Origin of the sequence: Streptomyces sp. NPDC014801 (assembly GCF_043082085.1) — a bacterium.
Classification (GTDB): domain Bacteria; phylum Actinomycetota; class Actinomycetes; order Streptomycetales; family Streptomycetaceae; genus Streptomyces.
Genome location: NZ_JBIBXG010000001.1, coordinates 351559 through 378534, shown reverse-complemented (window position 1 = coordinate 378534; position 26976 = coordinate 351559). Strand labels below are relative to the sequence as shown.

Annotated in this window: 21 protein-coding genes; 10 read left to right on the top strand and 11 right to left on the bottom strand. The window is 73.6% G+C overall.

The features are described from left to right. Nucleotides 1–3 precede the first annotated feature (3 nt). Both pepN (ACF1AL_RS01640) and ACF1AL_RS01635 read left to right on the top strand, forming a co-directional pair. Nucleotides 4–2580, top strand: coding sequence for an aminopeptidase N (gene pepN / locus ACF1AL_RS01640; protein ID WP_391825315.1), 2577 nt, complete (start codon nt 4–6; stop codon nt 2578–2580). Nucleotides 2581–3052: 472 nt separating this feature from the next. Then, complete coding sequence (locus ACF1AL_RS01635) at nt 3053–4111, top strand: hypothetical protein (protein ID WP_384204019.1); 1059 nt, start codon at nt 3053–3055, stop codon at nt 4109–4111. Between the two features lie 84 nt (nt 4112–4195). Here ACF1AL_RS01635 and ACF1AL_RS01630 read toward each other — a convergent pair whose 3' ends face one another. Continuing rightward, the gene (locus ACF1AL_RS01630) at nt 4196–5338 is read right to left on the bottom strand and encodes a serine hydrolase domain-containing protein (RefSeq protein ID WP_391825314.1); all 1143 of its coding nucleotides are present in this window, start codon (nt 5336–5338) and stop codon (nt 4196–4198) included. Between the two features lie 108 nt (nt 5339–5446). Beyond that, the gene (locus ACF1AL_RS01625; RefSeq protein WP_391819046.1) at nt 5447–5917 is read right to left on the bottom strand and encodes an NUDIX hydrolase; all 471 of its coding nucleotides are present in this window, start codon (nt 5915–5917) and stop codon (nt 5447–5449) included. Nucleotides 5918–6097: 180 nt separating this feature from the next. Here ACF1AL_RS01625 and ACF1AL_RS01620 point away from each other — a divergent pair, with 180 nt between their 5' ends. Next, entirely contained in the window at nt 6098–9388 is a 3291-nt protein-coding gene (locus tag ACF1AL_RS01620) for a S8 family serine peptidase (protein ID WP_391825313.1), read from the top strand. 80 nt (nt 9389–9468) lie between these two features. On the opposite strand, the gene ACF1AL_RS01615 is transcribed toward ACF1AL_RS01620, so the two are convergent. Further along, entirely contained in the window at nt 9469–10335 is an 867-nt protein-coding gene (locus ACF1AL_RS01615) for a hypothetical protein (RefSeq protein ID WP_391825312.1), read from the bottom strand. Nucleotide 10336: 1 nt separating this feature from the next. Next, nucleotides 10337–10864 (bottom strand): RNA polymerase sigma factor, encoded by a 528-nt coding sequence (locus ACF1AL_RS01610; protein WP_391825311.1) that lies wholly within the window; start codon nt 10862–10864, stop codon nt 10337–10339. A gap of 331 nt (nt 10865–11195) precedes the next feature. On the opposite strand from ACF1AL_RS01610, the gene ACF1AL_RS01605 reads away from it, so the two are divergent. Then, nucleotides 11196–12212, top strand: a complete 1017-nt coding sequence (locus ACF1AL_RS01605; protein WP_391694747.1) for an aspartate-semialdehyde dehydrogenase — start codon at nt 11196–11198, stop codon at nt 12210–12212. 4 nt (nt 12213–12216) lie between these two features. Here ACF1AL_RS01605 and ACF1AL_RS01600 read toward each other — a convergent pair whose 3' ends face one another. Further along, nucleotides 12217–12687: a DUF1203 domain-containing protein gene (locus ACF1AL_RS01600; protein WP_391825310.1), complete on the bottom strand. Its 471-nt coding sequence runs from the start codon at nt 12685–12687 to the stop codon at nt 12217–12219. A 135-nt stretch (nt 12688–12822) separates the two neighbouring features. Here ACF1AL_RS01600 and pepN (ACF1AL_RS01595) point away from each other — a divergent pair, with 135 nt between their 5' ends. Further along, nucleotides 12823–15396: an aminopeptidase N gene (gene pepN / locus ACF1AL_RS01595; protein WP_391825309.1), complete on the top strand. Its 2574-nt coding sequence runs from the start codon at nt 12823–12825 to the stop codon at nt 15394–15396. 191 nt (nt 15397–15587) lie between these two features. Here the strand turns inward: pepN (ACF1AL_RS01595) and ACF1AL_RS01590 are convergent, their stop codons facing one another. The 4 genes from ACF1AL_RS01590 to ACF1AL_RS01575 all read right to left on the bottom strand — a co-directional run bounded on the left by ACF1AL_RS01590 (nt 15588) and on the right by ACF1AL_RS01575 (nt 20022). Continuing rightward, nucleotides 15588–16493 carry a LysR family transcriptional regulator gene (locus ACF1AL_RS01590; protein ID WP_391825308.1) on the bottom strand — a complete coding sequence of 302 codons (906 nt, stop codon included), beginning with the start codon at nt 16491–16493 and terminating at the stop codon, nt 15588–15590. Nucleotides 16494–16555: 62 nt separating this feature from the next. Further along, nucleotides 16556–17479 carry a DMT family transporter gene (locus ACF1AL_RS01585; RefSeq protein WP_366834487.1) on the bottom strand — a complete coding sequence of 308 codons (924 nt, stop codon included), beginning with the start codon at nt 17477–17479 and terminating at the stop codon, nt 16556–16558. A 29-nt stretch (nt 17480–17508) separates the two neighbouring features. Then, nucleotides 17509–18462: an EamA family transporter gene (locus ACF1AL_RS01580; RefSeq protein ID WP_391825307.1), complete on the bottom strand. Its 954-nt coding sequence runs from the start codon at nt 18460–18462 to the stop codon at nt 17509–17511. 273 nt (nt 18463–18735) lie between these two features. Continuing rightward, complete coding sequence (locus ACF1AL_RS01575; protein WP_391825306.1) at nt 18736–20022, bottom strand: MFS transporter; 1287 nt, start codon at nt 20020–20022, stop codon at nt 18736–18738. 104 nt (nt 20023–20126) lie between these two features. Here ACF1AL_RS01575 and ACF1AL_RS01570 point away from each other — a divergent pair, with 104 nt between their 5' ends. Then, on the top strand, nt 20127–20675 hold the full coding sequence (locus tag ACF1AL_RS01570; protein WP_386911444.1) for a MarR family winged helix-turn-helix transcriptional regulator: 549 nt from the start codon (nt 20127–20129) through the stop codon (nt 20673–20675). Nucleotides 20676–20688: 13 nt separating this feature from the next. On the opposite strand, the gene ACF1AL_RS01565 is transcribed toward ACF1AL_RS01570, so the two are convergent. Beyond that, nucleotides 20689–22173: an FAD-dependent monooxygenase gene (locus ACF1AL_RS01565; RefSeq protein WP_391825305.1), complete on the bottom strand. Its 1485-nt coding sequence runs from the start codon at nt 22171–22173 to the stop codon at nt 20689–20691. A gap of 171 nt (nt 22174–22344) precedes the next feature. On the opposite strand from ACF1AL_RS01565, the gene ACF1AL_RS01560 reads away from it, so the two are divergent. The 4 genes from ACF1AL_RS01560 (at nt 22345) to ACF1AL_RS01545 (ending at nt 25938) form a co-directional block, all read left to right on the top strand. Further along, nucleotides 22345–23019 carry a TetR family transcriptional regulator gene (locus tag ACF1AL_RS01560; RefSeq protein WP_391694722.1) on the top strand — a complete coding sequence of 225 codons (675 nt, stop codon included), beginning with the start codon at nt 22345–22347 and terminating at the stop codon, nt 23017–23019. A gap of 200 nt (nt 23020–23219) precedes the next feature. Further along, nucleotides 23220–23495, top strand: a complete 276-nt coding sequence (locus tag ACF1AL_RS01555; protein ID WP_391819030.1) for a hypothetical protein — start codon at nt 23220–23222, stop codon at nt 23493–23495. After that, nucleotides 23496–25595 carry a 4-alpha-glucanotransferase gene (malQ, locus tag ACF1AL_RS01550; RefSeq protein ID WP_391825304.1) on the top strand — a complete coding sequence of 700 codons (2100 nt, stop codon included), beginning with the start codon at nt 23496–23498 and terminating at the stop codon, nt 25593–25595. It begins immediately after the preceding gene. Between the two features lie 91 nt (nt 25596–25686). Further along, the gene (locus ACF1AL_RS01545; protein ID WP_366834479.1) at nt 25687–25938 is read left to right on the top strand and encodes a hypothetical protein; all 252 of its coding nucleotides are present in this window, start codon (nt 25687–25689) and stop codon (nt 25936–25938) included. Between the two features lie 327 nt (nt 25939–26265). Here the strand turns inward: ACF1AL_RS01545 and ACF1AL_RS01540 are convergent, their stop codons facing one another. Beyond that, complete coding sequence (locus ACF1AL_RS01540) at nt 26266–26802, bottom strand: HNH endonuclease (RefSeq protein ID WP_366834478.1); 537 nt, start codon at nt 26800–26802, stop codon at nt 26266–26268. Between the last annotated feature and the right edge of the window lie 174 nt (nt 26803–26976).

Here is a 26976-nt window from a genome sequence, read left to right as displayed (position 1 = left end):
CCCGTGCCCGGTGAGAATCTGTCCCGCGACGAGGCCCGGGAGCGGGCCGCGCTGCTGTCCGTCGACGGGTACGAGGTGTTCCTCGACGTACGCTCCGCGGTCGGTGAGCACGAGGGCGAGGGTGCGCGCACCTTCCGCTCGGTCACCACGATCCGCTTCCGCTGCAACGAGCCCGGCGCGTCCAGCTTCGCCGACCTGATCGCCCCGCGCGTGACCGCCGTCTCGCTCAACGGCCGCGACCTGGACCCGAGCGAGGTCTTCGACGGCTCCCGCATCCTGCTGGACGACCTGGCCGAGGAGAACGAGCTGGTCGTCGACGCCCAGTGCGCCTACTCGCGCACCGGTGAGGGCCTGCACCGCTTCGTCGACCCCGAGGACGGCGAGGTCTACCTCTACACCCAGTACGAACCGGCCGACTCCCGCCGGGTGTTCGCGAACTTCGAGCAGCCCGACCTCAAGGCGCCGTTCCGCTTCGAGGTGCGCGCGCCCGAGGGGTGGACGGTGTGGAGCAACGGGGCGGGCGAGCGGACCGACGGCGTGTGGCGGTTCGCCGAGACCAAGCCGATCTCGACGTACATCACCTGTGTCGTCGCCGGCCCCTACCACTACGTCACCGACTCCTACGAGCGCGTCCTGGCCGACGGCAGCACGCTGCGCATCCCCCTCGGCGCGATGTGCCGCAAGGGCCTGGCGAAGCACTTCGACGCCGACGACGTGTTCCTGGTGACCAAGCAGGGCCTGGACTTCTTCCACGAGCACTTCGACTACCCGTACCCCTTCGGCAAGTACGACCAGGCGTTCGTGCCCGAGTACAACCTCGGCGCGATGGAGAACCCGGGGCTGGTGACCTTCCGCGAGGAGTACATCTTCCGCGGGAAGGTCACGCAGGCGTCCTACGAGGCCCGGGCCAACGTCATCCTGCACGAGATGGCGCACATGTGGTTCGGCGACCTGGTCACCATGGAGTGGTGGGACGACCTGTGGCTGAAGGAGTCCTTCGCCGACTTCATGGGCGCGTTCTCGCTGGTGGGGGCCACCCGCTTCACCGACGGCTGGATCACCTTCGCCAACCGCCGCAAGGCGTGGGCATACCGCGCGGACCAGCTGCCCTCCACGCACCCGATCACCGCGGACATCCGCGACCTGCAGGACGCCAAGCTCAACTTCGACGGCATCACCTACGCCAAGGGCGCCTCGGTGCTCAAGCAGCTGGTGGCGTACGTCGGGCAGGACGCGTTCCTGGAGGGCGCCCGCCGCTACTTCAAGCGGCACGCCTACGGCAACACGCGCCTGGGCGACCTGCTGGCGGTGCTGGAGGAGACCTCCGGGCGGGACATGGGCGCGTGGGCGCGGTCCTGGCTGCAGACGGCCGGGGTGAACACGCTGACCCCGCAGGTGCTGCTGGACACCGAGGGTGGCCGGATCGCCGAACTGGCGGTGGTGCAGGAGGCCGCCGAGACCCACCCCGAGCTGCGGCCGCACCGGGTGGCGGTGGGCCTGTACCGGCGGGAGGGCGACGCCCTCGTGCGCTACGCCCGCGCCGAGACGGACGTCGAGGGCCCGCGCACGGTCGTGACGGAGCTGGCCGGGGCCGAGGCCCCGGAGCTGGTGCTGGTCAACGACGACGACCTGACGTACTGCAAGATCCGGTTCGACGCGACCTCGCTGGACACGCTGAAGGAGCGGCTCGGCGAGATCACCGATCCGCTGGCGCGCGCCCTGTGCTGGTCGGCGCTGTGGAACCTGACCCGGGACGCGCTGCTGCCGGCGCGGGAGTTCATCGACCTGGTCCTGCGCTTTGCGGGCCGCGAGTCCGACATCGGCGTGCTGCAGATGCTGCACGCGTGGGCCCGCTCCGCGCTGACGCACTACGCGGCCCCGGACTGGCGGGAGACCGGGGCGGCACTGCTGGCCGAGGGCGCCCTGCGTGAGCTGCGCGCCGCGGAGCCGGGGAGCGAGCACCAGCTGGCGTGGGCGCGGTTCCTCGCCACGGTGGCCTCGCGGGAGGGCGACCTGCGGCTGCTGAAGGCGCTGCTGGACGGCACCGAGAAGATCGACGGCCTCGACGTGGACCAGGAGCTGCGCTGGGCGTTCCTGGAGCCGCTCGCCGCGCACGGGGTGGCCGGCGAGGACGTGCTGGCCGCCGAGCTGGCGCGGGACGACACCGCCTCCGGCAAGCGGCACCAGGTGCGGTGCCTGGCCGCCCGTCCCTCGGCGGCGGTCAAGGCGCAGGCCTGGGCGCAGGTCGTGGAGTCGGACGCGCTGTCCAACGCGCTGACGGAGGCGACGATCGCGGGGTTCGCGCAGCCGACGCAGCGGGGGCTGCTCGCGCCGTACGCGGAGAAGTACTTCGCGGCGATCGAGCGGGTGTGGGGCGAGCGGTCGATCCAGATCGGGATGGACGTGGTGTCGGGGCTGTTCCCGTCGCTGCAGGACTCCTCGGCGACGGTGGAGGCGGCGGACGCGTGGCTGCGTGCGCACGCGGGGGCCGCGCCGGCGTTGCGGCGGCTGGTGCTGGAGGCTCGTGACGACCTGGCGCGGGCCCTGCGGGGTCAGGAGCGGGACGCGTCGGCGGGGTGACCCCAGGGTGTGCTGCACCCCCGGTGGTGGACGCCGTGGGGTGCGCTGCCCGGCGGTTCGGGGTGCCTCCCCCAAGCACTCCGTGCAGGGGGTACCCCCAGCGCCCACCCGTGCCGCCCTGGGGGTCCCCCCTGCTCGAAGAGCTTGGGGGAGGCACGACTGCCCGCAGCTATGGCGACAGGGGGTGACTGCAACCCCCAGGGGCGCGGGGAACTGCGCGACCGGCCACCGCGCACCCGCAGACGTAGCACGCACGGAACCCCCCGGCTTTGGCCAGCGCCTTAGCGTCCCGTAGTCGTTACGGAATTCAGGCAATCGGAACCGTAACCCCTGGTCCCACCCGAACGGACCAGGGGTTTTCCGTGCCTACTCGGCATCCGAACACCCGTCCTTTAGCTCCGCCTTGTCCGGATTTGTCGACGAGCGTGTAACAGCGGTTAAGGGAGGGATCGGGCGCGGGAATCCCCGGGACATGAACCACAACACCCCGCTCCCCCCGGCCACCCCCCGCCCCCTGCGCCACCTGCCCGACGCCCACCGCCGCGTGCTGACGGTCGCCCAGCTGCGCGCGCACGGCGTCAGCACCGCCGAACTCACCGAGCAGTGCCGCCCCGGCGGTTCCTGGCAGCAGCTGCTGCCCGGCGTGGTCCTGCTGCACCCCGGCCCGCCGACCACCGACGAGCGGCTGCACGCGGTGCTGATGTACGCGGCCCGGGAGTCGGGACCGGCGGCCCCGGGCGTGCCCGTGCAGCCGGGCGCCGGGGACGCGCACCGCCCGCCCGCCTACCCCGAGGCGATGATCACCGGGCTCGCGGCCCTCACCCTGCACGGCTTCGCCGCCACGCCCCCGCTGCTGTCGCTGGAGAAGATCGACGTCCTGGTGCCGCGGCTGCGCCGGCTGCGCTCCACCGGTTGCGCCCGGATCGTGCGCACCACCGTCCTGCCGGACCCGGAGGAGGTCACCGGCGTCCCGGTCGCCCCGGTGCCGCGCGCCCTGGCCGACGCGGTGGCCGGGCTGTCGGACGCGGGCGTGGTGCGGCGGCTGCTGACCGAGGCGGTGCGGGCCGGGCACTGCGAGGCGGCCTCGGTGGTGCGGGAGCTGAACGAGGCGCGGCTGCTGAGCCGTCCGCACGTGGTGGACGCCGTGGACCTGCTGGTGGCCGAGGGCCGCTCGATCGCCGAGGACCGCCTGTACACGATGGTCCGCGAGCACGGCCTGCCCGACCCGGTGTGGAACGTGGACCTGCGGCTGCCCGGCGGCCCGCACCTGGGCGGGGTCGACGCCTACTGGCCCGAGCAGGCGGTGGCGATCGAGCTGGACACCCGGGCGCCCCGGCAGGACGACGACGCGCTGTGGTCGGAGTACGCCCGCAAGCGGGAGACGCTGGAGCGGCTCGGCATCACCGTCGTCCATGTGACGCCGAGGAAGCTGCGGGACGCGCTGGAGCAGCAGGCCGCGGTGGTCCGTACGGCGCTGATGGCGTCCGCGGACCGCGATCCGGCGGCGTATGTCGTGGTGCTGCCCCGGTAGGACGGGGTACCAGGGCAGGGCACGAGGAGGGGACGGGAGGGGCTGCCGGCGGGGAGTCGGCGGCCCCTCCCGCTTGAGGGGGCGTCAGCCGCAGAACTCGGCCTCCAGGACGGCGTCGGTGTCGCCGGCCCAGTCGCCGTTGAGGTTGAACGCCACCGCGTGGCGGCCGTCGGCGGTGGTGGCCGCGACCGAGGTGGAGCCGTGGATGCCGCCGTCGTGGCCCCAGACGTGGACGCCGCAGCTGAGTTGACGGTCGATCAGAGCGAGGCCGTACCGGGCGTTCGGGGCGCCCTCGACCTCGACCGTCGTCTTCATCTCCTTCAGCTGCGCGGCCGGGAGCAGCCGGCCGCCGAGCAGGGCGCGGTAGAAGCGGTTCAGGTCGGCGGAGTCGGAGATCATCTCGCCGGAGCCGTACGCCAGCGCCGGGTTCAGCTCGGTGACGTCGTAGGTGGGGCCGGTGGTCTCCCGGGAGAGCTTGCCGTAGGCGCGGCTGCTGGGATCGGGCAGGGTGGGGCGGGTGCCCGGCACGGAGGTGCCCGTCAGGTGCAGCGGGGCGATGATCCGGCGGCGGATCTCCTCGCCGTAGCCGCGGCCGGTGACCTTTTCGACGATCTGCGCGGCGAGCAGGTAGTTGGTGTTGGAGTAGTGCCAGGAGGCGCCCGGCGCGAAGTACCGCTCGTGGGACAGCGCGATCGCTAGGAGCTGCTGCGGGGAGATGCGGTCGAAGCGGTGCGCGTAGAAGCCGTCCTTGCTGAAGTAGGTCTCCAGGACGGCCGGGTCCTCGGTGTAGTCGTACACGCCGCTGGTGTGGTTGAGCAGCATCCGCACGGTGATCTTCGAGCCGTCGTAGCCGTTCGTGTCGAGCACCCCCGGCAGCCACTTCTCGACGGTGTCGTCGAGCGACAGCCGCCCCTCCGCCTCCAGTTGCAGCAGCACGGTGGCGACGAACGTCTTGGTGATGGACCCGACGCGGTAGCGGTCGGCCGCCGAGCGGGGCGCGCCGGTGCGCAGGTCACCGGTCCCGGCCGTGGTGCTCCAGGTGTGCCGTCCCTGCGCGGCCGTGAGCGTCACGCCGGGCACGCCCAGCGCGACCTGGGCCTGCACGGCCTTGCGGGTGGCGTCGTGCCGGTGACCGCCGCCGGAGGCCGCCGCCGTCGCCGCGGGCGCGGCCAGCGCCAGGGCCAGCAGCGCGGCCGCCGTACCCGCCAGAGCCGAACGTGCTCTCATCTCTTCCCCCTTCAGGGTGCCGGGTCACCCCCGTGATGATCCCGGTCGCGAAGAGGGACCCGTTCACCGGGGCCCGGGGTTGACCGGGCGGGGAGGGTTGAGCGGGTTTCAGCCGTTCTCGACGGGCGGCACGAAGACGCGCCCGGTCGGCGGCCGTTCCCGCCACAGCCGCAGGCCGACCTCGACCATCCGGGCGCGGCGCAGCCCGGGCACGGCGTCCAGGGCGTGCCAGGCGGCCATGTCGGTGGAGCCGCCCGTCTCGAAGCGCAGGGTGCCGCCGGTGACCCGGGCCGTGTAGACCAGGCGCAGGCCGTGGTGGTCGACGGGGCGGCGCAGGCCGCGGCGGGCGAAGAGGCGGTGGGAGGAGTGCACGCCGAGCAGGGCGGTCACCTCGACGTCGTAGCCGGTCTCCTCGGCGAGTTCGCGCACCACCGCGTCGCAGGGGTCCTCACCGTGCTCCACCCCGCCGCCGGGCAGCACCCATTCGGGCGTGCCGTCCAGCCCCGGCGAGCGGGCGAGCAGCAGCTCTCCGTCCCGTACGCACACGGCGTAGGCCGCCACCCTCGATCTGCGTCGCACGCGTGTCCTCCATAGCGGGTTTTCCCCATACATCCATTTCGATTCGGTCAACTCTCCCCAAACAATCGGACCTTGCGTAAAGCTGTCCGATCATCCGGGATCGCACTCCGGACGACCCTCGACCTGGACCGATCGGTCCCGGTCGGTCCTCGCACGCTCCTTTACCGACAAGGGATGCCGATGACCCTCATCCCCCAGCGCGACCCGATACCGGGCGCGAGACGCGTGGCGCGCATCGCCGTGGCCGCCGGCGTGGTGGCCGCGCTCTGCGCCGCCGGGCCGATACCCCTGGCGCTCGCCGCGGACGGCGCCACCACCACTGTCCCCGCCGCCGACCCGGGTGTGAAGTCCGCCCACGACAAGCTCGGCGCCGACGACGCCGATCTGCTCGCGGAGGCCAAGGCCGACGGCGACAAGACGGTCACCATGATGATCGCGACCGCGCCCGGCCAGACCGAGCAGGTCGCCGAGAAGCTGGACGCGCAGGACGGTCTCGTCGGCCGCACCTACGACAAGCTGGGCTACGTCCGCGCGACCGTCCCGACCGGCAAGGCGGACGCGGCGATCGCCGCCGCCGCGAAGCTGTCCTCGGTGCACGCGATCGACCTCAAGCAGGAGATCCCGCTCGACGACCCGGCGCCGAACGGGCAGTCCGCCAAGGGCTCGGCCGGCACGGTGACGTACCCGGGGCCGGGCAAGGACACGCCCGCCGAGAACCCGTACAACCCGTCCTTCGAGACGGGCGCCGTCGACTTCGTCAAGGAGCACCCGAAGGCCGACGGCCGCGGCATCACCATCGGCATCCTCGACTCGGGCGTGGACCTCGGCCACCCCGCGCTGCAGAAGACCACCACCGGTGAGCGCAAGATCGTCGACTGGGTCACGGCGACCGACCCGGTGGTGGACGGCGACGGCACGTGGCGGCGGATGACCACCAAGGTCGGCGGCCCCACCTTCACGGCGGCAGGCCAGACCTGGACCGCGCCCGCCGGGAACTACGCCTTCAACCTGTTCAGCGAGGCCGCGACCGCGGGCGGTGACGCCAAGGGCGACGCCAACCGCGACGGTGACACCACCGACACCTGGGGCCTGCTGTACGACGCGGCGGCCGGCACGGTCCGCGTCGACCTGAACAACAACCACGACTTCACCGACGACACCCCGATGAAGCCGTACAAGGACGGCTTCCAGATCGGGTACTTCGGCACCGACAACCCGGCGACCGATGTCGTCGAGCGGCAGCCGTTCGTGGTGGAGATCCGCAAGGACGTCACCTACAACTCCTCCGGCGCCAAGGCCGACTACGTCAACATCGGCGTGATCGAGTCCGAGCACGGCACGCACGTGGCCGGCATCACCGCCGCCAACGGCCTGTTCGGCGGGAAGATGAACGGCGCCGCCCCCGGCGCGAAGATCGTCTCCTCGCGCGCCTGCACCTGGAGCGGCGGCTGCACCAACGTCGCGCTCACCGAGGGCATGATCGACCTCGTCGCCAACCGCGGCGTCGACATCGTCAACATGTCCATCGGCGGCCTGCCGGCGCTGAACGACGGCAACAACGCGCGCGCCGAGCTGTACACGCGGCTCATCGACACCTACGGCGTGCAGCTGGTGATCTCCGCGGGCAACTCCGGCCCCGGCGCCAACACCATCGGCGACCCCGGTCTGGCCGACAAGGTCATCTCGGTCGGCGCGTCCATCTCCAAGGAGACCTGGGCCGCCAACTACGGCTCGGTCGTGGAGAAGAAGTACGCGATGATGCCGTTCTCCTCGCGCGGCCCGCGTGAGGACGGCGGGTTCACGCCGACCCTGACCGCGCCGGGCGCGGCCATCAACACCACCCAGACCTGGCTGCCGGGCTCCCCGGTCGCCGAGGCGGGCTACTCCCTGCCGGCCGGCTACTCGATGCTCCAGGGCACCTCGATGGCCTCCCCGCAGGCCGCGGGCGCGAGCGCGCTGCTGCTGAGCGCCGCCAAGCAGAAGGGCATCGCCCTCACCCCGGCCACCCTGCGCACGGCGCTCACCTCGACCGCCGACCACATCAAGGGTGTGCAGGCGTACGAGGAGGGCGCGGGCCTGATCAACATCGTGGACGCCTGGGACGCCATCAAGGACGGCGCCACCGCCCACGACTACACCGTCAAGGCCCCGGTCGACACCGCGATCGACTACGCGCTGAAGACGCCGGGCTTCGGCACCGGCCTGTACGACCGTGAGGGCGGTCTGAAGGCCGGCCAGAAGAAGACGTACGACATCACCATCACCCGTACGTCCGGCCCGGACAAGGCGCTCCGGCACGAGCTGCACTTCGAGAACAACGCCGACCACACCTTCAAGATCCTCGGCGACGACGAGGTGAAGCTGCCGCTGAACCAGCCGGTGACCGTGAAGGTGCAGGCCGCCCCGAAGTCCGCCGGTCTCAAGAGCGCGATCCTCGAGGTCGACGACCCGCGGACGGAGGGCGTCGACAAGCAGATCCTGTCGACGGTCGTCGTCTCCACCCCGGTCGCCTACACGTTCACCAAGTCGGCCTCGGTGCAGCGCAACAGCACCCAGTCGTACTTCGTGACCGTGCCCGAGGGCGCCAAGTCGCTGGAGGTGGCGATCGGCGGGCTGAAGGACAAGAGCCAGACCCGGTTCATCGCCATCCACCCCTACGGCACGCCGGTGGACAACACCTCCACGCCGTACTGCTACAACAACTACCTCGACGGCAACGGCTGCAAGCCGGACGTGCGCTCGTACGCCGACCCGCAGCCGGGCGTGTGGGAGATCGAGGTCGAGGCGCGCCGCACCTCGCCGCTGCTCGACAACCCCTACACGCTGGACGTCGCCGTCCTCGGCGCCGCGTTCGACCCGGAGACGGTCACCGTGCCCGAGGCGAAGGTCGGCACGCCGGTCGCCGCGTCCTGGAACGTGACCAACAAGTTCGCCGCGCTGGAGGGCAAGCTCGTCGGCGGTCCGCTGGGCTCCGCGAAGACCGCCCGCCCGTCGATCAAGCAGGGCGAGACGCAGACCACCACGGTCGTGGTGCCCGAGGGCGCGAAGTCGCTGAACGTCGCCATCGGCTCGGTCTCCGACGCCTCGGCCGACCTCGACCTGACGGTCAAGGACGCCTCCGGCAAGGTCGTCGGCCAGTCCGCCGACGGCGACTCGGAGGAGGCGGTCTCGCTCGCCGCTCCGGCCGCCGGCACCTACACGATCGAGGTCGCGGGCTACTCGGTGCCGGCCGGCACCACCGCCTACGACTACCGTGACGTGTTCTTCTCCGCCTCCCTCGGCACGGTCTCCGTGGACGGGGCCGCGCCGGTGAAGCTCGGCACGGGCGCGAGCGCGTCGGTGTCCGCCACGGTCACCGCTGCGGCGGCCGCACCGGAGGGCCGCGAGTTCTTCGGCCAGGTCCAGCTCGTCGACGCGCGCGGCACGGCCGCGGGCGCCGGCAACGTGAAGATCGAGAAGGTCACGTCGTAGTCGTCCGTACGACGGTGGGGGCGGGCGTCCGGGAACGGGCGCCCGCCCTTCGTCGTGCCGGGGGCCGGGGCGTCCCGGCGTCAGGGGCAGGCCGCGGTGGTGGCACCGGACAGGCCCCCGGCCAGCCAGTCCCGCTCCTGGGCCATTTCCTGCGGGTCGACGACCCAGGTGTCGGGCACGTCGGCGTTGCGCGGGATGCCGACGAGCGCGTGGTCGCCCTTGGCGGGGCGGGGGTCGAGGAAGTCCTCCCAGGTGAAAGTGATGTCGGCGGGGGCCGTGGCGGGTTTGTAGGAGCGGGTGACGTGCAGCGTGACCCGCCGCTGCCCGGACTGCCGGCCCGGCGCCACGGCGGTGACCGTGCCCTCGACGACCAGCCGGGCGCAGGCCAGGTAACCGGCGGCGCTCTCCCTTGCCGCGCCGGCACCGGTGTCCGCCTTGGACGAGGCGCCGTCCGCGGTCTCCCCGCCCGGGGCGGCCGCGAGCCGGGCCAGGCCCAGGGCAGCGGAGACGGCTACGGCGGTGACCAGGGTGGCGAGAGCCACGGGGTGCCTGCGGCGGGCTCGGGGGCGGGTTCGGGTGCGGTTTCTATCTGCGGGTGCGTCGTGGCTGGTCGCGCAGTTCCCCGCGCCCCTGGGTGGGGTGCGGTGGCCGTCGGGCGCATGACTGGGGCGTGTTCGGTCTTCGTCTGCGGGTGCGTCGTGGCCGGTCGCGCAGTTCCCCGCGCCCCTGGGTGGGGTGCGGTGGCCGTCGGGCGCATGCGTGCCCAGTGGGGCGTCGGCCAGGGTGTTGCCGAGGTGCTTCAGGTGGGTGCGCAGGAGGGTCACGTCGGCCTCCGCTGCCTGGTAGGCGGCGAGGAGGGACGGGTCGGTCACGGCCTCGTCGGGCAGGCCCTCGCCGGTGAGGACCGCCATCAGGGGGTCCGGGCCGTCGTCGTGTTCGGCGGGCATGTCACACCACCTCGTCCTCGTGCAGGCGGGATCGCAGCGCCCGTACCGCCGTGTGCAGGCGGCTCTTGACGGTGCCCTCGGGGATGCCGAGCTGTTCGGCGATGGTGCGCACCGGCAGGTCGCCGTAGAAGCGCAGGACGAGGATCTGCCGTTGGGCGTCGGGCAGCTCGTCCAGACCGCGGGCGACGGCGAGGGAGAGCACGCGGGACTCCTCGCCGCCGCCGGAGGGCTCCCGCAGCGCGGCCAGGCGCTCGCCGAGGCGTTCCTGGCGGCGGCGGGCGCGGTGCCAGTCCATGGCCAGGTTCGAGGCGACGACGGCCGCCCACGCGGAGACGTCCCGCGGGCTCTCCTCGCCCTTCGCGGCGCGCTCCAGCAGCCGCAGGCGTACCTGCTGTACCCCGTCCGGCAGGTCCGCCTGCGGCACTCCCCCGAGTGCGAGCACCGCCCGCACCCGGCGCTCCTGGTCCGCGTCCAGCGGGTCGTCCCCGGCGTACGGCGCCGGGGCGCGCCGGGCCCTTCTGCGCAGCACAAGCCCCCCTCTCGACCGATCGCCCCTATGACGCGGCCCGGTCCCGGAACGTTCGGCCCCGCGTGCGGCACGCCCGAGAGGCGTACGTCACACTCCGTGTGGGCGGGGGGCCATCGGGCAGGCGAGCTTGCGGTGCGGGAGGCCCGCGGGATGAATTTCTCCAGCTCAGCCGGGGTGGACGCCGAATGTCCGGAATCGTTCGACGGTCCGGGGCGTTCCATTCCGCGGGCACACCGCGCAAAGAATTGGACAGGCGGACCGGGGTCGGCCGCATGATGGAAAAGCCTCGGCCATGTGAGCCTCGGCCAAGTGTGAGAGACAGGGAGACGCCGTGAGGGTCGGAATCGTCGGAGCCACCGGACAGGTCGGCACGGTCATGCGCAGGATCCTCAAGGAGCGGAACTTCCCCCTCACGGAGCTGCGCCTGTTCGCCTCGGCCCGCTCGGCCGGCTCGGTCGTCGACGGCATCACGGTCGAGGACGCCTCCACCGCCGACTACTCCGGCCTGGACATCGTGCTGTTCTCGGCGGGCGGCGCGACCTCCAAGGCGCTGGCCGAGAAGGTCGCCGCGCAGGGCGCCGTCGTGATCGACAACTCCTCCGCCTGGCGCAAGGACCCCGAGGTCCCGCTGGTCGTCGCCGAGGTCAACCCGCACGCGCTGCGCAACCGCCCCAAGGGCATCATCGCCAACCCGAACTGCACCACGATGGCCGCCATGCCGGTGCTGCGTCCGCTGCACGCGGAGGCCGGCCTTCAGGCCCTGGTCGTCGCCACCTACCAGGCGGTGTCCGGCTCCGGTCTCGCGGGCGTCGCCGAGCTGCACGGCCAGGCGCAGAAGGTGATCGCGGACGCCGACCAGCTCACCCACGACGGCGAGGCCGTCGACTTCCCCGAGCCGGGTGTCTACAAGCGCCCCATCGCGTTCAACGTGCTGCCCTTCGCCGGGAACCTCGTCGACGACGGTCTGAACGAGACCGACGAGGAGCAGAAGCTGCGCAACGAGTCCCGCAAGATCCTGGAGATCCCCGAGCTGAAGGTCTCCGGCACCTGCGTGCGCGTCCCCGTCTTCTCCGGCCACTCGCTGCAGGTCAACGCCCGCTTCGCCCGGCCGATCAGCCCGGAGCGCGCGGTCGAGCTGCTCAAGGACGCGCCCGGCGTGGAGCTGTCCGACATCCCGACCCCGCTGCAGGCGGCGGGCAAGGACCCCTCCTACGTGGGCCGCATCCGCCAGGACGAGACCGTCGAGAACGGCCTCGCCCTGTTCATCTCCAACGACAACCTCCGCAAGGGCGCCGCGCTGAACGCGGTGCAGATCGCGGAGCTGGTCGCGCAGGAACTGAAGGGCTAGCGACCTAGCCCCTGCGGACCTCGTAGTAGAAGCAGCCGTACTCGACGGCCCGGACGTGGACGAGCGCCACGGACGGGTCGTCGAACGCTTTGTGCAGGGCTTCCTCGAAGCCGTCCGTCACCAGTTCCCCGCCGAGGATGCGCCCGTCCGCGGAGTAGCGGCGCAGCACCCGGTGGGCGTTGGTGAAGGGGAGTCCGTCTCCCTGCGGGCCCGCGCACTCCTCGGCGTGGACGAAGACCGGGCCCTGCTCGTCGTAGGGCCCCGGCGCGGCGCCCGTCTCGGCGGCCCAGCGGCGCAGCGGGGCGTACGAGACGAGGGCGATCCGCTCTCCCGGCCGACTGTGGCGCAGGCAGCAGCGCAGCGGGGAGCCGCCCTCCTCGTCGGTGACCGGGACGGGGGTGCGCCCCGCGTCGTCGGCGGTGCGCAGTTCCTTGAGGACTTCGGGGGCGATGGGTCGTGCGGTGCAGGTCGTCATGTGCTCCAGGCTCGCGCGCGCGGGGGCCCGGCACCGGCGGAATCCGGACGCCGTGCTCGCGGTGCCGGATCATCGCCGCGGACGGAGCTGACGTGGAAGGATGGCGCCACCGACACATCACGAGGAGATGACCGCGTGCCTGGCACAAACCTGACTCGCGAAGAGGCGCAGCAGCGGGCGAAGCTGCTCACCGTTGACTCGTACGAGATCGATCTCGACCTCTCCGGCGCGCAGGAGGGCGGCACCTACCGGTCCGTGACCACGGTGCGCTTCGACGTCGCCGAGAACGGGGCGGAGTCGTTCATCGACCTGGTGGCGCCCGCCGTCCACGAGGTGACCCTCAACGGGGACGCGCTGGACCCGGCGGAGGTCTTCCAGGACTCCCGGATCGCGCTGCCGGGACTGCTCCAGGGCCGCAACGTCCTGCGCGTCGTCGCCGACTGCGCGTACACCAACACCGGCGAGGGCCTGCACCGCTTCGTCGACCCGGTCGACGACCAGGCCTACCTGTACACGCAGTTCGAGGTGCCCGACGCGCGGCGCGTGTTCGCCTCGTTCGAGCAGCCCGACCTGAAGGCCACCTTCCAGTTCACCGTGAAGGCGCCCGAGGGCTGGACCGTCGTGTCGAACTCGCCGACGCCGGAGCCCAAGGACAACGTCTGGGTCTTCGAGCCGACCCCGCGCATCTCCACCTACATCACCGCGCTGATCGTCGGCCCGTACCACTCCGTGCACAGCGTGTACGAGAAGGACGGGCAGTCCGTGCCGCTCGGCATCTACTGCCGGCCCTCGCTCGCCGAGTACCTCGACGCCGACGCGATCTTCGAGGTCACCCGGCAGGGCTTCGACTGGTTCCAGGAGAAGTTCGACTACGCCTACCCGTTCGCCAAGTACGACCAGCTCTTCGTGCCCGAGTTCAACGCGGGCGCCATGGAGAACGCGGGCGCGGTCACCATCCGCGACCAGTACGTCTTCCGGTCCAAGGTGACCGACGCGGCGTACGAGGTGCGCGCGGAGACGATCCTGCACGAGCTGGCCCACATGTGGTTCGGCGACCTGGTCACCATGGAGTGGTGGAACGACCTGTGGCTGAACGAGTCGTTCGCCACCTTCACCTCGATCGCCTGCCAGGCCGCCGCGCCGGGCTCGAAGTGGCCGCACTCGTGGACCACGTTCGCCAACTCCATGAAGACCTGGGCGTACCGGCAGGACCAGCTGCCCTCCACCCACCCGATCATGGCGGACATCCGCGACCTGGACGACGTGCTCGTCAACTTCGACGGCATCACCTACGCCAAGGGCGCGTCGGTGCTGAAGCAGCTCGTCGCCTACGTCGGCGAGGACGAGTTCTTCCGCGGCGTGCAGGCGTACTTCAAGCGCCACGCGTTCGGCAACACCCGCCTGTCCGACCTGCTGGGCGCGCTGGAGGAGACCTCCGGGCGCGACCTGAAGACCTGGTCGAAGAAGTGGCTGGAGACCGCCGGCATCAACGTGCTGCGGCCGCGGATCGAGACGGACGCCGACGGGGTGATCACCTCCTTCGCCGTCCGGCAGGAGGCGCCCGCGCTGCCCGCCGGCGCCAAGGGCGAGCCCGTGCTGCGCCCGCACCGCATCGCGGTCGGCTTCTACGACCTCGACGAGGCCGGCAAGCTGGTGCGCGTCGAGCGGGCCGAGCTGGACGTCGACGGCGAACTGACCGACGTACCGCAGCTGGCCGGCAAGCGCCGCCCGGCGGTCGTCCTGCTCAACGACGACGACCTGTCCTACGCCAAGGTGCGCCTGGACGAGCAGTCGCTGGCCGTCGTCACCGAGCACCTCGGGGACTTCACCGAGTCGCTGCCGCGCGCGCTGTGCTGGGCGTCGGCGTGGGACATGACGCGCGACGCCGAGCTCGCCACCCGCGACTACCTGTCGCTGGTGCTGTCCGGCATCGGCAAGGAGTCCGACATCGGCGTGGTGCAGTCGCTGCACCGGCAGGTGAAGCTGGCGATCGACCTGTACGCCGACCCGGCCGCGCGGGACGCGCTGCTGAGCCGCTGGACCGACGCCACGCTCGCCCACCTGCGCTCCGCCGCCCCGGGCAGCGACCACCAGCTGGCCTGGGCGCGGGCCTTCGCGGCGACCGCGCGCACCCCGGAGCAGCTGGACCTGCTGGAGGGGCTGCTGGACGGCTCGCAGGCGGTCGAGGGCCTGGTCGTGGACACCGAGCTGCGCTGGGCGTTCGTGGAGCGGCTCGCGGCGGTGGGCCGTTTCGACGAGGCGGAGATCGCGGGCGAGTACGAGCGGGACAAGACCGCGGCCGGTGAGCGGCACGCGGCGACCGCGCGGGCCGCGCGTCCGACCCCGGAGGCCAAGGCGGAGGCCTGGGCGTCGGTGGTCGACTCCGACAAGCTGCCGAACGCCGTGCAGGAAGCCGTGATCGCCGGGTTCGTGCAGACCGACCAGCGGGAGCTGCTCGCGCCGTACGCCGAGAAGTACTTCGCGGCGGTCAAGGGCGTGTGGGAGTCCCGCTCGCACGAGATGGCCCAGCAGATCGCGGTCGGGCTGTACCCGTCGGTGCAGGTGTCGCCCGAGACGCTGCGGCTGACGGACGAGTGGCTGGCCTCCGCCGAGCCGAACGCCGCGCTGCGGCGGCTGGTGTCGGAGTCCCGCGCGGGCGTGGAGCGGGCGCTGCGGGCGCAGACCGCGGACGCGGCGCACGCGGGTTAGCCGGCCTGGGGGTGCCTGTCCCTGCGGGGCCGGGCACCCCCTCCCCCCGGTCCTTCTTCGTCTGCGGGTGGGTGGGTGGCTGGTCGCGCAGTTCCCCGCGCCCCTGGGGGGGGGTTGCAGTGCCCCCTGCCTGCGTAGCTGCGGGCAGTCGGGAGGCACCCAGTACCGCCGGGCTGCGCACACCACGGCGGTCACCCAGGCGCCGGGCGCGCCTTGCGCAAGGCGTCCAGGACCCGTCGTACCGGCGGCGCCTCCTGCGCACCCCGGCGCACCGCCGTCACCACGTGCCGCACCGGCCGGTCCTCCGTGAGCTCGCGCATCGCCACCGCCGAAGGCCCTCGCACCGCCGCCATCCGCGGTACGAGCGCGACCCCCATCCCCGCCTCCACCATCGCCAGGATCGCCGTCCAGCCGGACGCCGCGTGTCCCTGGACGGGGCTGAATCCGGCCGTCTCGCAGGCGGTGCGCGTGATGTCCGCCCAGGGCCCGCTCCCGCCGAAGATCCACGACTCCCCCGCGAGGTCGGCCAGCCGCAGCACCGCGGCCCCGGCGAGGGGGTGGTCGCGGGGCAGGGCGACGTCCAGCGGATCGGCGAGCAGCGGCGCCACATGGAAGCGGGGGTCGCGTGCCGTCGGCGCGTGCGCCGCGAGGGACAGCGCGAGATCGACCTCCCCCGCGGCCAGCAGGTCGTACGCCTCCGCCGCCTCGGCCTCCCGCACCCGCACGCTCACCCCGGGCGCCGACTCCCGCAGCGCCCGCACGGCCGGTACGACGAGGGCGGGCACGGCCGTGGAGAAGGCGCCGACCCGCACCTGCCCGGCCTCTCCCCGGACGTAGGCCGCCAACTCCGCGTCGGCCCGCTCCAGTTGCTCGAACACCGCCTCCGCGTGCCGCAGCACCAGCCGTGCCGCGCTCGTCAGCCGCACCCGGCGCCCGTGCGCCTCCAGGAGGGGCACGCCGAGCTGCCGGGCGAGGTTGCTCAGCTGCTGGGAGACGGCCGACGGGGTCATCCGCAGGGCCTCGGCGGTCGCGGTGACCGTGCCCTCCTCCCGCAGGGTGCGCAGGATCTGCAGTTTCCGGATGTCCCACTCGGCCATGGCGGCAACCTATCCGGCCGCCCGGGGACACCGTGCCCGGCGTGCACGCCGCGGCGGGGTCCTCAGGCGCGGGAGCGGGACGCCGCGCCGAGCATCACCCCGCCGAGGATCAGCGCCATGCACAGCACCTGCCACACGCCGATCGCCTCGCCGAGCAGCGCCCAGGACAGCAGGGCCACGCACACCGGCTGCAGGTAGTAGACGACGCCCGCGCGGGTCGGGCCGACCAGTGAGATCGCCTTGTTCCAGGCGAAGAAGGCGACGGCGGAGGACGCCACGCCGACGTAGAGGAGCGGCAGGACGGTGCCGGGCGCCGGGGAGAAGCCGCCCTGGACGGCCAGGCTCGCCGCCTGGGCCGGCAGCAGCATCGCCGTACCGAGGAGGAAGGTCGTGAACAGGAAGGCCGTACCGTCCAGGCCGGCGGGACGGCGGCGCAGCAGCGCGCTGTAGGAGCCGAAGCAGCAGGCGGCTGCGATCATCCACAGGTCGCCGGCCGAGAAGGACGCCACACCGCCGTGCCCGACGAGCAGGACGACGCCCGCGCAGGCGGTGAGCAGCCCGGCGACGCGGCGCGCCCCGAGCCGGACGCCGCCCGCGCGCTCCCACACCGCCATCAGCACCGGCGAGGCGGCCATGATCATGCCCATGTTGGCCGCGGGGGTGGTCACGCCCGCCTGGTTGACCAGGGTGTTGTAGACGGTGACGCCGAGGAGCGAGGCGAGCAGGCAGTAGCCGAGGTGGCGGCGGATCAGCGTGCGCTGCCGCCAGGCGCGGCGGGCGCCGAAGGGGGCGACGGCGGCCAGCGCGATCACCCAGCGCCAGAAGGCGTGCTGCACGGGCGGCACGCTCTCGCCCAGGGCCCGGGAGGTGACGAAACTCCCCGACCAGACGACGGTGGCCAGGGCGGCGAGCGCGATCCCCAGGGCGGCGGCCCTGGGGATCGCGGAGGTACGGGACGGGTGGGCGCGGGTGACGGCGACGGTCACGAAGCTCCTCTCCTGAGCTGGGATCGCGTCTACCGTCGCAGCACGGGATCTGTCACGTCCATCGAATCTTTCTGAGCGTTTCTTTCAGGAGATGTGAACGATTCGCCGGGTGTGACGCGGGGCGCTGCGGCGCCGAGCTGGCCCGCCACCGTCGCGGTGAACGCCAGGGCCATGCCGGTCAGTTGCAGCGGGGTCAGGCTCTGGCCGAGCACCGCCCAGCCGACCAGTGCGGCGGTCAGCGGGGAGAGCGGGCCGAGGAACGTCACCTGGGTGGCGCTGAGCCGGCCGATGCCGCGGAACCACAGCCAGTAGCCGACGGCGGTGTTGGCGAGCGCCAGGTAGAGGTAGCCGGCGGCGGCCCGGCCGTCCAGGGCGGGCGGCGCGCCCTCGACGAGGAGGGCGAGCGGGGCGATCAGCAGGCCGCCGGCCGTCAGCTGCCAGCCGGTGAGCGCGAGCGGGCCGACGCCGTCCGGGCGGCCCCACTTCTTCGTCAGGACCGTACCGGCCGACATGGACGCGGTGGAGGCGAGCGCGGCCAGCACCCCGAGGGTGTCGAAGGCGCCGGCCGCCTTCAGCACGACCAGGCTCACGCCGGACGCGGCCGCCAGGCCGGTCAGCACCGAGCGGGCCGTCGGCCGCTGGCCGAGCAGCAGCGCCGACAGGGCGACCACGAACAGCGGGCCGACCGAGCCGACGACGGCGGCCATCCCGCCGGGCAGCCGGTAAGCGGACAGGAACAACAGCGGGAAGAACGCGCCGATGTTCAGCGCGCCCAGCACGGCCGCCTTGCCCCACCAGGCGCCGCGCGGCAGCACCCGGGTGAGGGCGAGCAGCAGCAGCCCGGCGGGCAGGGCCCGCATCAGGCCGGTGAACAGCGGGCGGTCCGGCGGCAGGAACTCGGTGGTGACGGCGTAGGTGGTGCCCCAGGAGACGGGGGCGAGGGCGGTGAGCAGGACGGTGGCGGAGCGGGGGCGGCTGGTCATGGGGACCTTCTTCGGGTGACGCCTCGGGAGGGGGCGGGGGGCGGGGGGCAGGTGGCTGGTGGGTCGTCCGCCTCCGTCCGGCTAGGGGGCCGGTGGATGGCCGGGTCGGCCGGGTTGGCCGGATCGAGGGCCGGTGGCTGGGCGGGTCGTTCGGCTCGGGCCCGGTGGGGGCGGCCGTCCGGATCGGGAGCCGGAGGGTGGCTGGGCGGTCCGGCTGGGGGCCGGTGGGTGGCTGATCCGTCGGGGCGGGCGGGGGTGGCCGGGCCGTGCGGGTCAGGCCCGGGCCGCTACCGGAGTCGTGGCGGGGGTGGGGCCGCCCTGGGCGACGGGGGCCGGGAGGGGCCGGACCGCGTCGGCGGGCAGGCGGTGCTCCACGCGGATCAGCAGGGCCGCGGCGAGGGCCGAGGTGAGGACGAGGACCGCCCAGGGCAGCCGGCCGTCCGCCGCGAACAGGGTGGTGAACAGCGACGGCGCCACGGCCTTGGCCAGCGACCAGGACACCTGGTAGGCGGCCATGTAGCGGCCGCGCGCCTCCTCGGGCGCCGCCGAGACGGCGAGCACCTCGGCCGCCGGGCTGTGGATCAGCTCGCCGAGCGTGTAGAGGACGATGACGGCGGTGAGGGCGGCGCCGAGCACCGCGCCGGAGGCGGGACGCACGGTGCCCAGCACGATCTGCGCGGCGAACGCCGCCGCGAACAGCGTGCCGCCCAGCGCCGCGGCCCGGGTCCGCCGGGCGCCGGCCCGCCGTACCCGGCTGCCGACGTACACCCCGGCGAACGCGCACAGCACGGTGTTGACGGTGAACGCCGCGCCGGTGAGCGCCGCGGGCGCGTGCAGCCACTCCAGCAGGAACAGCGGGAAGAGCACGGAGAGCGCCGAGTAGCTGAGCGCGTTGAGGAAGTTGGCGCCGGTGACGACGAGGAAGGGCCGGTCGGACAGGACCAGCCGGTAGCCGGCGCGCCGCCGGGCGGTGGCGGACCGTACCGGCTTCAGCGGCCGCAGCAGCAGTGCGGCCAGCGCGAACGACAGGGCGTTGCCCCAGGCCGTGTAGGTGTAGCCGGTGGGGCCCGCGAAGGCGATGACCAGGGAGGCGAGGAGCGCCCCGGCGCCGTTGCCGCCGTTCTGCAACGCGCGCGTGGCGGCCTGCAGCCGGTCCCGGTCCGCCCCCTGGGCCACCTCTCCCACCAGGGACTGCTGTACGGCGGGGAAGGCGCGGTCGGCCGCGGCGGTGACCAGGGCGACGGCGGCGAACGCGGGCAGGGCGTGCGCGAAGGGGTACAGCGCGAACCCGGCGACCCGCACGCCGTACAGCACGTACTGCACGCGCTTGGCGCCGTAGCGGTCGACGGCCGCGCCGGCGAGCGGCAGGGCGGTCAGGCCCACGAGGCCCGTGACGGTGAGGACCGCTCCGACGACGGTGAACGGCAGCCCCGTCACGTAGTGGAAGAACACCAGGGTGAAGGGCACGTACATCCCGGTGCCGACACCGTTGACGGCCGCGGCGACGGGCAGGGCCCACCGGCCGGGTGTCCCGGCCGCTGACGGTTTCGTGGTCCGCATCGCTCCCCCTCGTTAGTAGCTCGATGGAAAGTAGCTTAGCTCCAAGCTACTTATAGTCAAGCTACTTTCTTGCGGCCGACCCAATCGGTGCGGATACTCGGTCCATGAGCTCCCAGCCGCGCCCCCAGCCCCCGGCCCCGCAGCCCCCGGCCCCCCGGGACCCGGTCGACACGATCATCGAGCAGTGGGCCACCGTGCGCCCCGACCTCGACACCCGCGCGATGGAGGTCTTCGGCCGCATCTACCGGCTCGCGCGCACCATGGGCGACCGCATGGAGAAGGCCTACGCCCGGTTCGGGATCTCCCGCGGCGAGTTCGACGTCCTCGCCACCCTGCGCCGCGCCGGCGAGCCGTACACGCTCTCCCCGCGCCAGCTGTCCGCGACGCTGATGCTCACCACCGGCGGCATGACCGGCCGCCTCGACAAACTGGAGCGCGCCGGCCTGCTGCGCCGCTCCCCCGACCCGCACGACCGCCGCGGCCTGCAGGTCACGCTGACCGACGAGGGCCTGCGCCTGATCGACGAGGCCGTCGGCGCGGGCCTCGCCGTCCAGACGGAGGCCGTGACCGCCGCCCTGGACGACGAACAGGCCGGCCATCTGGCCGACCTGTTGCGGGAGTTGCTGGCGGGTACCGAGCGCTCGGGGCACTGACCGCCCGGCGCGTTCAGCCCACGTGCGCGGCGAGGGCGGCTTCGACGGCCGCCGGGTCCGCCGCGTCCGAGGCCCAGGCCACATGGCCGTCGGGGCGGACCAGGACCGCCGTACGGCGCTCGCTCGCCCAGCGCTCCACCGCGAGGCGGTCCTTGCGGGCGCCGGCGTCCCGCGCCTCGGCGGTGATCAGCACGAACCGGCCGCCGCGCAGCGCCTCGTACAGCCGGCCGCCGCCCGCGAGGCGCACGTCGGGCACGCGCGTGCCGGTCAGCCGGTGGGCGCCGCGCGGCGCGGGGTAGCGGTAGCCGATCCCGGTGATCTGGCCGACGGCGCGGCGGCGGGCCGGTGCCGCGTGGTCGAGGACGGCGGTCACCGCGGCGCGCAGGGCGAGCGTCCAGGGGCGGTGGGCCATGGCGAGGCGCACGATGCCGCCGCTGCTGCGGAGCACGGCCCGGCCCACGGGGTGGCGTTCGGCCTGGTAGGTGTCCAGCAGTTGCTCGGTCGCGTGCCCGTGGAGCACCTGCGCCAGCTTCCAGCCGAGGTTCGCCGCGTCCTGCAGCCCGGTGTTCATGCCCTGGCCGCCGGCCGGGGTGTGGACGTGCGCGGCGTCCCCGGCGAGGAAGACCCGGCCCACGCGGTAGGCGGGCGCCTGGCGCTCGTCGCTGTGGAAGCGGGACATCCAGCGGGCGTCGTGCATCCCGTAGTCCCGGCCGAGCGCGAGCCGGGTGATCTCCTTGACCTCCGCCAGGTCCAGGGGGGCGTCGTCGGGGACGTTGCGCCGGCGGTGCCAGCCGATGACCCGGTAGTAGCCGTCGCCGAAGGGCGCGAGGAAGGCGAACGCGTCGCCCACGGCGTTGACCGTGAGCAGGTTCTCCGGCTCCTCCGCCAGCCGTACGTCCGCCAGCACCACCGAGCGGATCACGCTGTGTCCGGGGAAGTCCAGGCCGACCGCCGTCCGCACGGCGCTGCGCATGCCGTCGGTGCCCACGACGTACGCGGCGCGGATCTCCTCGGTGGCGCCGTCGGCCATGCGGACCGTGGCCCTCACGCCGTCCGCGTCCTGGGCGAGGCCCGTCAGCTCGGTCTCGTGGCGGAAGGCGACGCCGGCCGCGACCGCGCGCCGCTCCAGCACCTTCTCCACCTCGTACTGCGGGAGGACGAGCAGGTGCCGGAAGCGGGAGGGCAGACCGGCGAGGTCGACGGTGAGGCGGCCGAAGAGGCGGAGGCGGTCGAGGGGGCGGCCGACGGCCTCCAGCTCGTCGGCCAGCCCGCGGGCGTCGAGCTGCTCCAGGGTGCGGGCGTGCAGGACGAAGGCGCGGGAGAGGTTGCTGATCTTGCGGGGGCGCTTCTCGACGAGGGTGACGGGGATGCCGGCGGTGGCCAGGTCGCCGGCGAGGAGCAGGCCGGTGGGGCCGGAGCCGACGACGAGGACGTTTCCGGTGGTGTCGCTGGTGTGCTGCGTACCGGTGGTGCCGTTGTTTCCCGTGGTGCCGTTCATGAGGGCCTCCTGGGTGCCGGCGCCTGGTGCCGACCTGTGCCTGCCGTCTCGGTCAACGCTTGCCATCTCGTGGTCAACGCTTGTTGGCCAACGCTCGTTGACCACCGTAGAGCTGGGGCGGGGCGATGTCAACGCTTGTTGGCCAACGCATGTTGGCCTAGGCTCGTCGGTATGGCAGCAAGCACCTCCTCCGGCGCAGGCGGGGGCGACGCGCCCCGCCCCGCCCGATCCGCCACCGCCCGATCCGCCACCGCGCGCCCAGGCACCCCGCACCCCGGCACCCCGCGCCCCGCCGGCTCCCGTTCCGACGCCACCCGAGGAGCGATCCTCACGGCCGCCCGCGAGCGCTTCGCCGCCGACGGCTACGAGCGGGCCACCATCCGCGCCATCGCCCGCGACGCCCGCATCGACCCGTCGATGGTGATGCGCTACTTCGGCTCCAAGGAGGGCCTGTTCGCGGCGGCCGTCGCGCTCGACCTGCGGCTGCCCGACCTGACCGGCATCCCCCGGGAGGAGGTGGGGAGGGCCCTGGTGCGCCACTTCCTCGGGCTGTGGGAGGAGAACGAGGAGCTGACCGCCGTCCTGCGGGTCGGCGTCACCAACCCGGCCGGCGCCGAACGGCTGCGCGGCATGTTCCGCGACCAGCTGCTGCCCGTCGTCCGCCAGGCCTGCCCCGACCCCGAGCAGACCCCCGCCCGGGCCGCGCTGGTCGCCGGGCAGCTGCTCGGCCTCGCGCTCACCCGCTACATCCTGCGCCTGGAGCCCGCCGTCGCGCTGGCCCCCGAGGAGATCACGGCCTGGCTCGCGCCGACCGTGCAGCGCTATCTCACCGCGGCGCATCCCTGACGCACGGTGCGTGAGCGGCCGGAGGGCGGCCGGGGGCCGTAACATCCTCTTCGTCCCCGTCTGCGCCGTATGGCGTCCGCGGACAACGTGACGAGATGCGGGTCGTTCGTTTCGGGGACGTCTGCCCTCGCGCCCACGGGGTAGGGCTGCCCTGACCCGTGGAAAAGCCGCACCTCGGCACTTGCGACAAGGAGGCCCCCGTGGCCGCTTCGGCACATCTTCTGCTCTCGGCCCTGTCCAAACCCGGGCTTCAGGCCGCCGTGCCCCGCCCGGCGGCGGCCCCGGACATCGAGTCCGACGCCGCCCTCGCCTGCGTCTTCAGCGCCGAGAGCGCCTGCATCGAGGCCCCGCTGACCAGCGAGCCGCCGCTGCCCGACGCCGAGCCCCTGACCAGCGAGCCGCCCCTGTCCGACGCGGCCCCGCTCACCAGCGAGTCCGACGCGTTCTCCTTCGACGACGGCACCACGAGGCCGTAGATGACCGCACCCGCGCCGCACGCCGCCGCCCCGGACGACGACCTCGCGCGCCTCGCCGCACTGCACGGCGTGGTGCCCTCCTACCAGCCCTCCGCGGACCGCACGGTGGCCGCGTCGCCGGCCGCGCTGGTCCGGGTGCTCGGCGCGCTCGGCGTGGACGCGGGCAGCCCCGAAGCCGTGACCGCCGCGCTCGCCGCGCGCCGCCGGGAGCTGACCGAGCGGCTGCTGCCGCCGACCCTGGTGAGCTGGGGCGGCGCCGCGCCCGAGGCGCTGGCGGCCCTGCCCGAGGGCACCCGGCTGGAGATCACCACCGAGCAGGGCGAGTCCCGCGCGGGCACGGACCAGGCCGGCCTGCCGGACGGGCTCCCGCACGGGGTGCACCGGCTGACCGCCACCGCGCCCGACGGCCGCAGCACGCGCGCGCACCTGATCGTGGCCCCGCCCCGGCTGCCCGCGCCGCCGGAGCGTTCGTACGGCCTGCTGGTGCAGCTGTACTCGCTGCTGTCGCGGCGTTCGTGGGGCATGGGCGACCTCGGCGACCTCGGTGAGCTCGCGGCCTGGGCCGGGCGGGCGCTGGGCGCCGGATTCGTGCAGGTCAACCCGTTGCACGCGGCGGTGCCGGGCGCGCCGACCGATCCGTCGCCGTACCGGCCGTCCTCCCGCCGCTTCCCCGACCCGGTGCATCTGCGGGTGGAGGACGTCCCGGAGTACGCCTACGCCGGCGACGGGGGTGTCCTGAGCGACCTGCCGGCCCGGGCGGCCCAGCTGCGTGAGGCCGTGCTGGACAAGGGCGCGCTGATCGACCGTGACGCGGTGTGGGAGCTGAAGCGGGCGGCGCTGGAGGTGGTGCGGCGGGTGCCGCTCGGCCCCGGCCGCCGGGCCGCCTACGCCGACTTCCTCGCCGAGCAGGGGCAGGCCCTGGAGGACCACGCCACCTGGTGCGCGCTGGCGGAGGTGCACGGCTCGGACTGGAGCCGCTGGCCCGAGGGCCTGCGCGATCCCCGGTCGGCCGAGACGGCACGCGCGCGTGCGGAGCTGATGGACCGGGTGGACTTCCACAGCCACCTCGCCTGGCTGACCGACGCCCAGCTGCGGGCCGCGCAGCGGGCGGCGCGCGACGCCGGCATGGGCGTCGGGGTGGTGCACGACCTGGCGGTCGGGGTGCATCCGCAGGGCGCGGACGCGTGGGCGCAGCAGGAGTTCTTCGCCGCGGGCATGTCGGTGGGGGCGCCGCCGGACGCGTTCAACGCGCGCGGGCAGGACTGGGGGCTGCCGCCGTGGCGGCCGGACCGGCTGGCCGCGTCGGGCTACGCGCCGTACCGCGACCTGCTGCGGGCGCTGTTCCGGTACGCGGGGGCGCTGCGCATCGACCATGTGATGGGGCTGTTCCGGCTGTGGTGGGTGCCGCAGGGCGAGCCGCCGACCGAGGGCGCCTACGTCCGCTACGACGCGGAGGCGATGCTCGCGGTGCTGGTGCTGGAGGCGTCCCGGGCCGGCGCGGTGGTGGTCGGCGAGGACCTCGGCACGGTGGAGCCGGGGGTGCGCGAGGCGCTGCGCGAGCGCGGGGTGCTGGGCACGTCGGTGCTGTGGTTCGAGCGGGACTGGGCGGGCGACGGGCATCCGCTGCCGCCGGAGAGCTGGCGCGCGGACTGCCTGGCGACGGCCACCACGCACGATCTGCCGCCGACCGCGGCGCGGCTGACGGGCGAGCACGTGGACCTGCGCGACCGGCTGGGGCTGCTCACGCGGCCGCTGGAGGTGGAGCGGGAGGAGGCCTCCGCGGACACCGGGGAGTGGCTGGCGCTGCTGGCCCGGCTGGGGCTGCTGCGCGGCGCGGGCGGCTCGGACGCGTCGTCGGAGGAGGCGGAGATCCAGGCGGTGCACCGGTTCCTGCGGCGTACGCCGGCCCGGCTGGTCGGGGTGTGGCTGCCGGACGGCGTCGGTGACCGGCGGCCGCAGAACCTGCCGGGGACCTGGGACCAGTACCCGAACTGGCGGCTGCCGATCGCGGACGCCACGGGCCGCCCGGTGACCTTGGAGGAACTGGCCGCCTCGCCCCGGCTGCACGCCCTGATCGAGGCGGTGCGGCAGGAGTCGTGAGCGCCGCGCGGGGCCCCCTGCGTTCCCCCCTGCGGGCCCCGTACGGCACCCCGGGCGCGCGGCCCGCTGAGGCGTTCGCTACTTTGGCACCGTGGACAAGAAGAACGCCCTGCGCGCCGGCGCCCTGGCCGCCGGTACGACGCTGATGATGCTGCTCATGTCGTCCCCCGCGCTCGCGCTGACGCGTGACGACGGTGACGACCCCGGCAAGGGCCTCAGTGTCGGCGAGACGCTGGGTCTGTACGTCTTCACCCCGCTGGTGATCTTCGCCGTGATCACGGGCCTGGTGATGGTCCTCGACCGTTCCAAGATTCGTGTGACGAAGCCGAAGGCGCGCGCCTGACATCGCGCGCCCCCCGCTGGATCCCGTCGTCCGAGGAACCCGGCCCGCTGCGTGCGGGGCCGGGTTTCTCGCCGTGTGCGGCGGGTTTCTCGCGGTGTGCGGCCGGGTTTCTCGCCGTGTGCGGCCGGCCGGGCGCGCGGCGGCACGACCGGGTGCCGCCGGACGGCACGCCGCTTCGCCGCCACACGGCACGCCGCTTCACCGCCGGACGCCGGCGGCGAACCCGTGCCGCCGGGTGCGGGACCCGTGGCACCGGGCGCCGGACCGTGCCGCCGGGCGCCGGGCCGTGCCGCGGGGCGACGGGCCGGCCGGGCGTCCGGGCCGGGGTCAGGCGGAGATGCCGTCGATCCGGGCCAGGGCGTCGTCCGCTCCGAACGGCTGCAGATAGGGCAGCCAGCGCGGGTCACGGTGGCCGGTGCCGATGATGCGCCAGGCAAGTCCGGTGGGCGGTGCCGGTTTGTGCCGCAGCCGCCAGCCCAGTTCGAACAGGTGGCGGTCGGCCTTGATGTGGTTGCAGCGGCGGCAGGAGGCCACCACGTTGTCCCAGACGTGCTTGCCCCCGCGTGAGCGCGGGATGACGTGGTCGACGCTGGTTGCGACGCCACCGCAGTACATGCACCGGCCCCCGTCACGGGCGAACAGCGCCCGGCGGGTCAGAGGAACGGGCCCCCGGTAGGGAACCCGAACGAATCGCTTGAGCCGGACCACGCTGGGTGCGGGGACGGTGACGGTTGCGCTGTGCAGAAAGGCGCCGGACTCCTCGAGGCAGACAGCCTTGTTCTCCAGGACGAGGACGAGCGCGCGGCGGAGCGGTACGACGCCGAGTGGCTCGTACGACGCGTTGAGGACCAGGACATGCGGCACGGGTGCCTCCTTGGGCGTCGGCGGCGCGTGGCTCGCGCCGGGACGATCTGCAGTCAGTCTCCCCTCATGCCTGGTGGCGGCGCCACCATGTCCCGGTAACGGGCTGGGAGTGTTTTCGACCACATCTGGAGCATCCCCCGGCGTGCGCCCCCTTCAAGCCCAGGTGAGCACCGT

Bases quoted from the DNA above. Each gene is read 5' to 3' on its own strand.
- ACF1AL_RS01600 (WP_391825310.1), bottom strand. From the start codon at position 12,687: ATGACGACCTGCACCGCACGACCCATCGCCCCCGAAGTCCTCAAGGAA.
- ACF1AL_RS01590 (WP_391825308.1), bottom strand. From the start codon at position 16,493: ATGGCCGAGTGGGACATCCGGAAACTGCAGATCCTGCGCACCCTGCGG.
- ACF1AL_RS01580 (WP_391825307.1), bottom strand. From the start codon at position 18,462: ATGACCAGCCGCCCCCGCTCCGCCACCGTCCTGCTCACCGCCCTCGCC.
- ACF1AL_RS01575 (WP_391825306.1), bottom strand. From the start codon at position 20,022: ATGCGGACCACGAAACCGTCAGCGGCCGGGACACCCGGCCGGTGGGCC.
- ACF1AL_RS01620 (WP_391825313.1), top strand. From the start codon at position 6,098: ATGACCCTCATCCCCCAGCGCGACCCGATACCGGGCGCGAGACGCGTG.
- ACF1AL_RS01560 (WP_391694722.1), top strand. From the start codon at position 22,345: ATGGCAGCAAGCACCTCCTCCGGCGCAGGCGGGGGCGACGCGCCCCGC.
- ACF1AL_RS01565 (WP_391825305.1), bottom strand. From the start codon at position 22,173: ATGAACGGCACCACGGGAAACAACGGCACCACCGGTACGCAGCACACC.
- ACF1AL_RS01635 (WP_384204019.1), top strand. From the start codon at position 3,053: ATGAACCACAACACCCCGCTCCCCCCGGCCACCCCCCGCCCCCTGCGC.
- ACF1AL_RS01570 (WP_386911444.1), top strand. From the start codon at position 20,127: ATGAGCTCCCAGCCGCGCCCCCAGCCCCCGGCCCCGCAGCCCCCGGCC.
- ACF1AL_RS01615 (WP_391825312.1), bottom strand. From the start codon at position 10,335: ATGCCCGCCGAACACGACGACGGCCCGGACCCCCTGATGGCGGTCCTC.
- malQ (WP_391825304.1), top strand. From the start codon at position 23,496: ATGACCGCACCCGCGCCGCACGCCGCCGCCCCGGACGACGACCTCGCG.
- ACF1AL_RS01630 (WP_391825314.1), bottom strand. From the start codon at position 5,338: ATGAGAGCACGTTCGGCTCTGGCGGGTACGGCGGCCGCGCTGCTGGCC.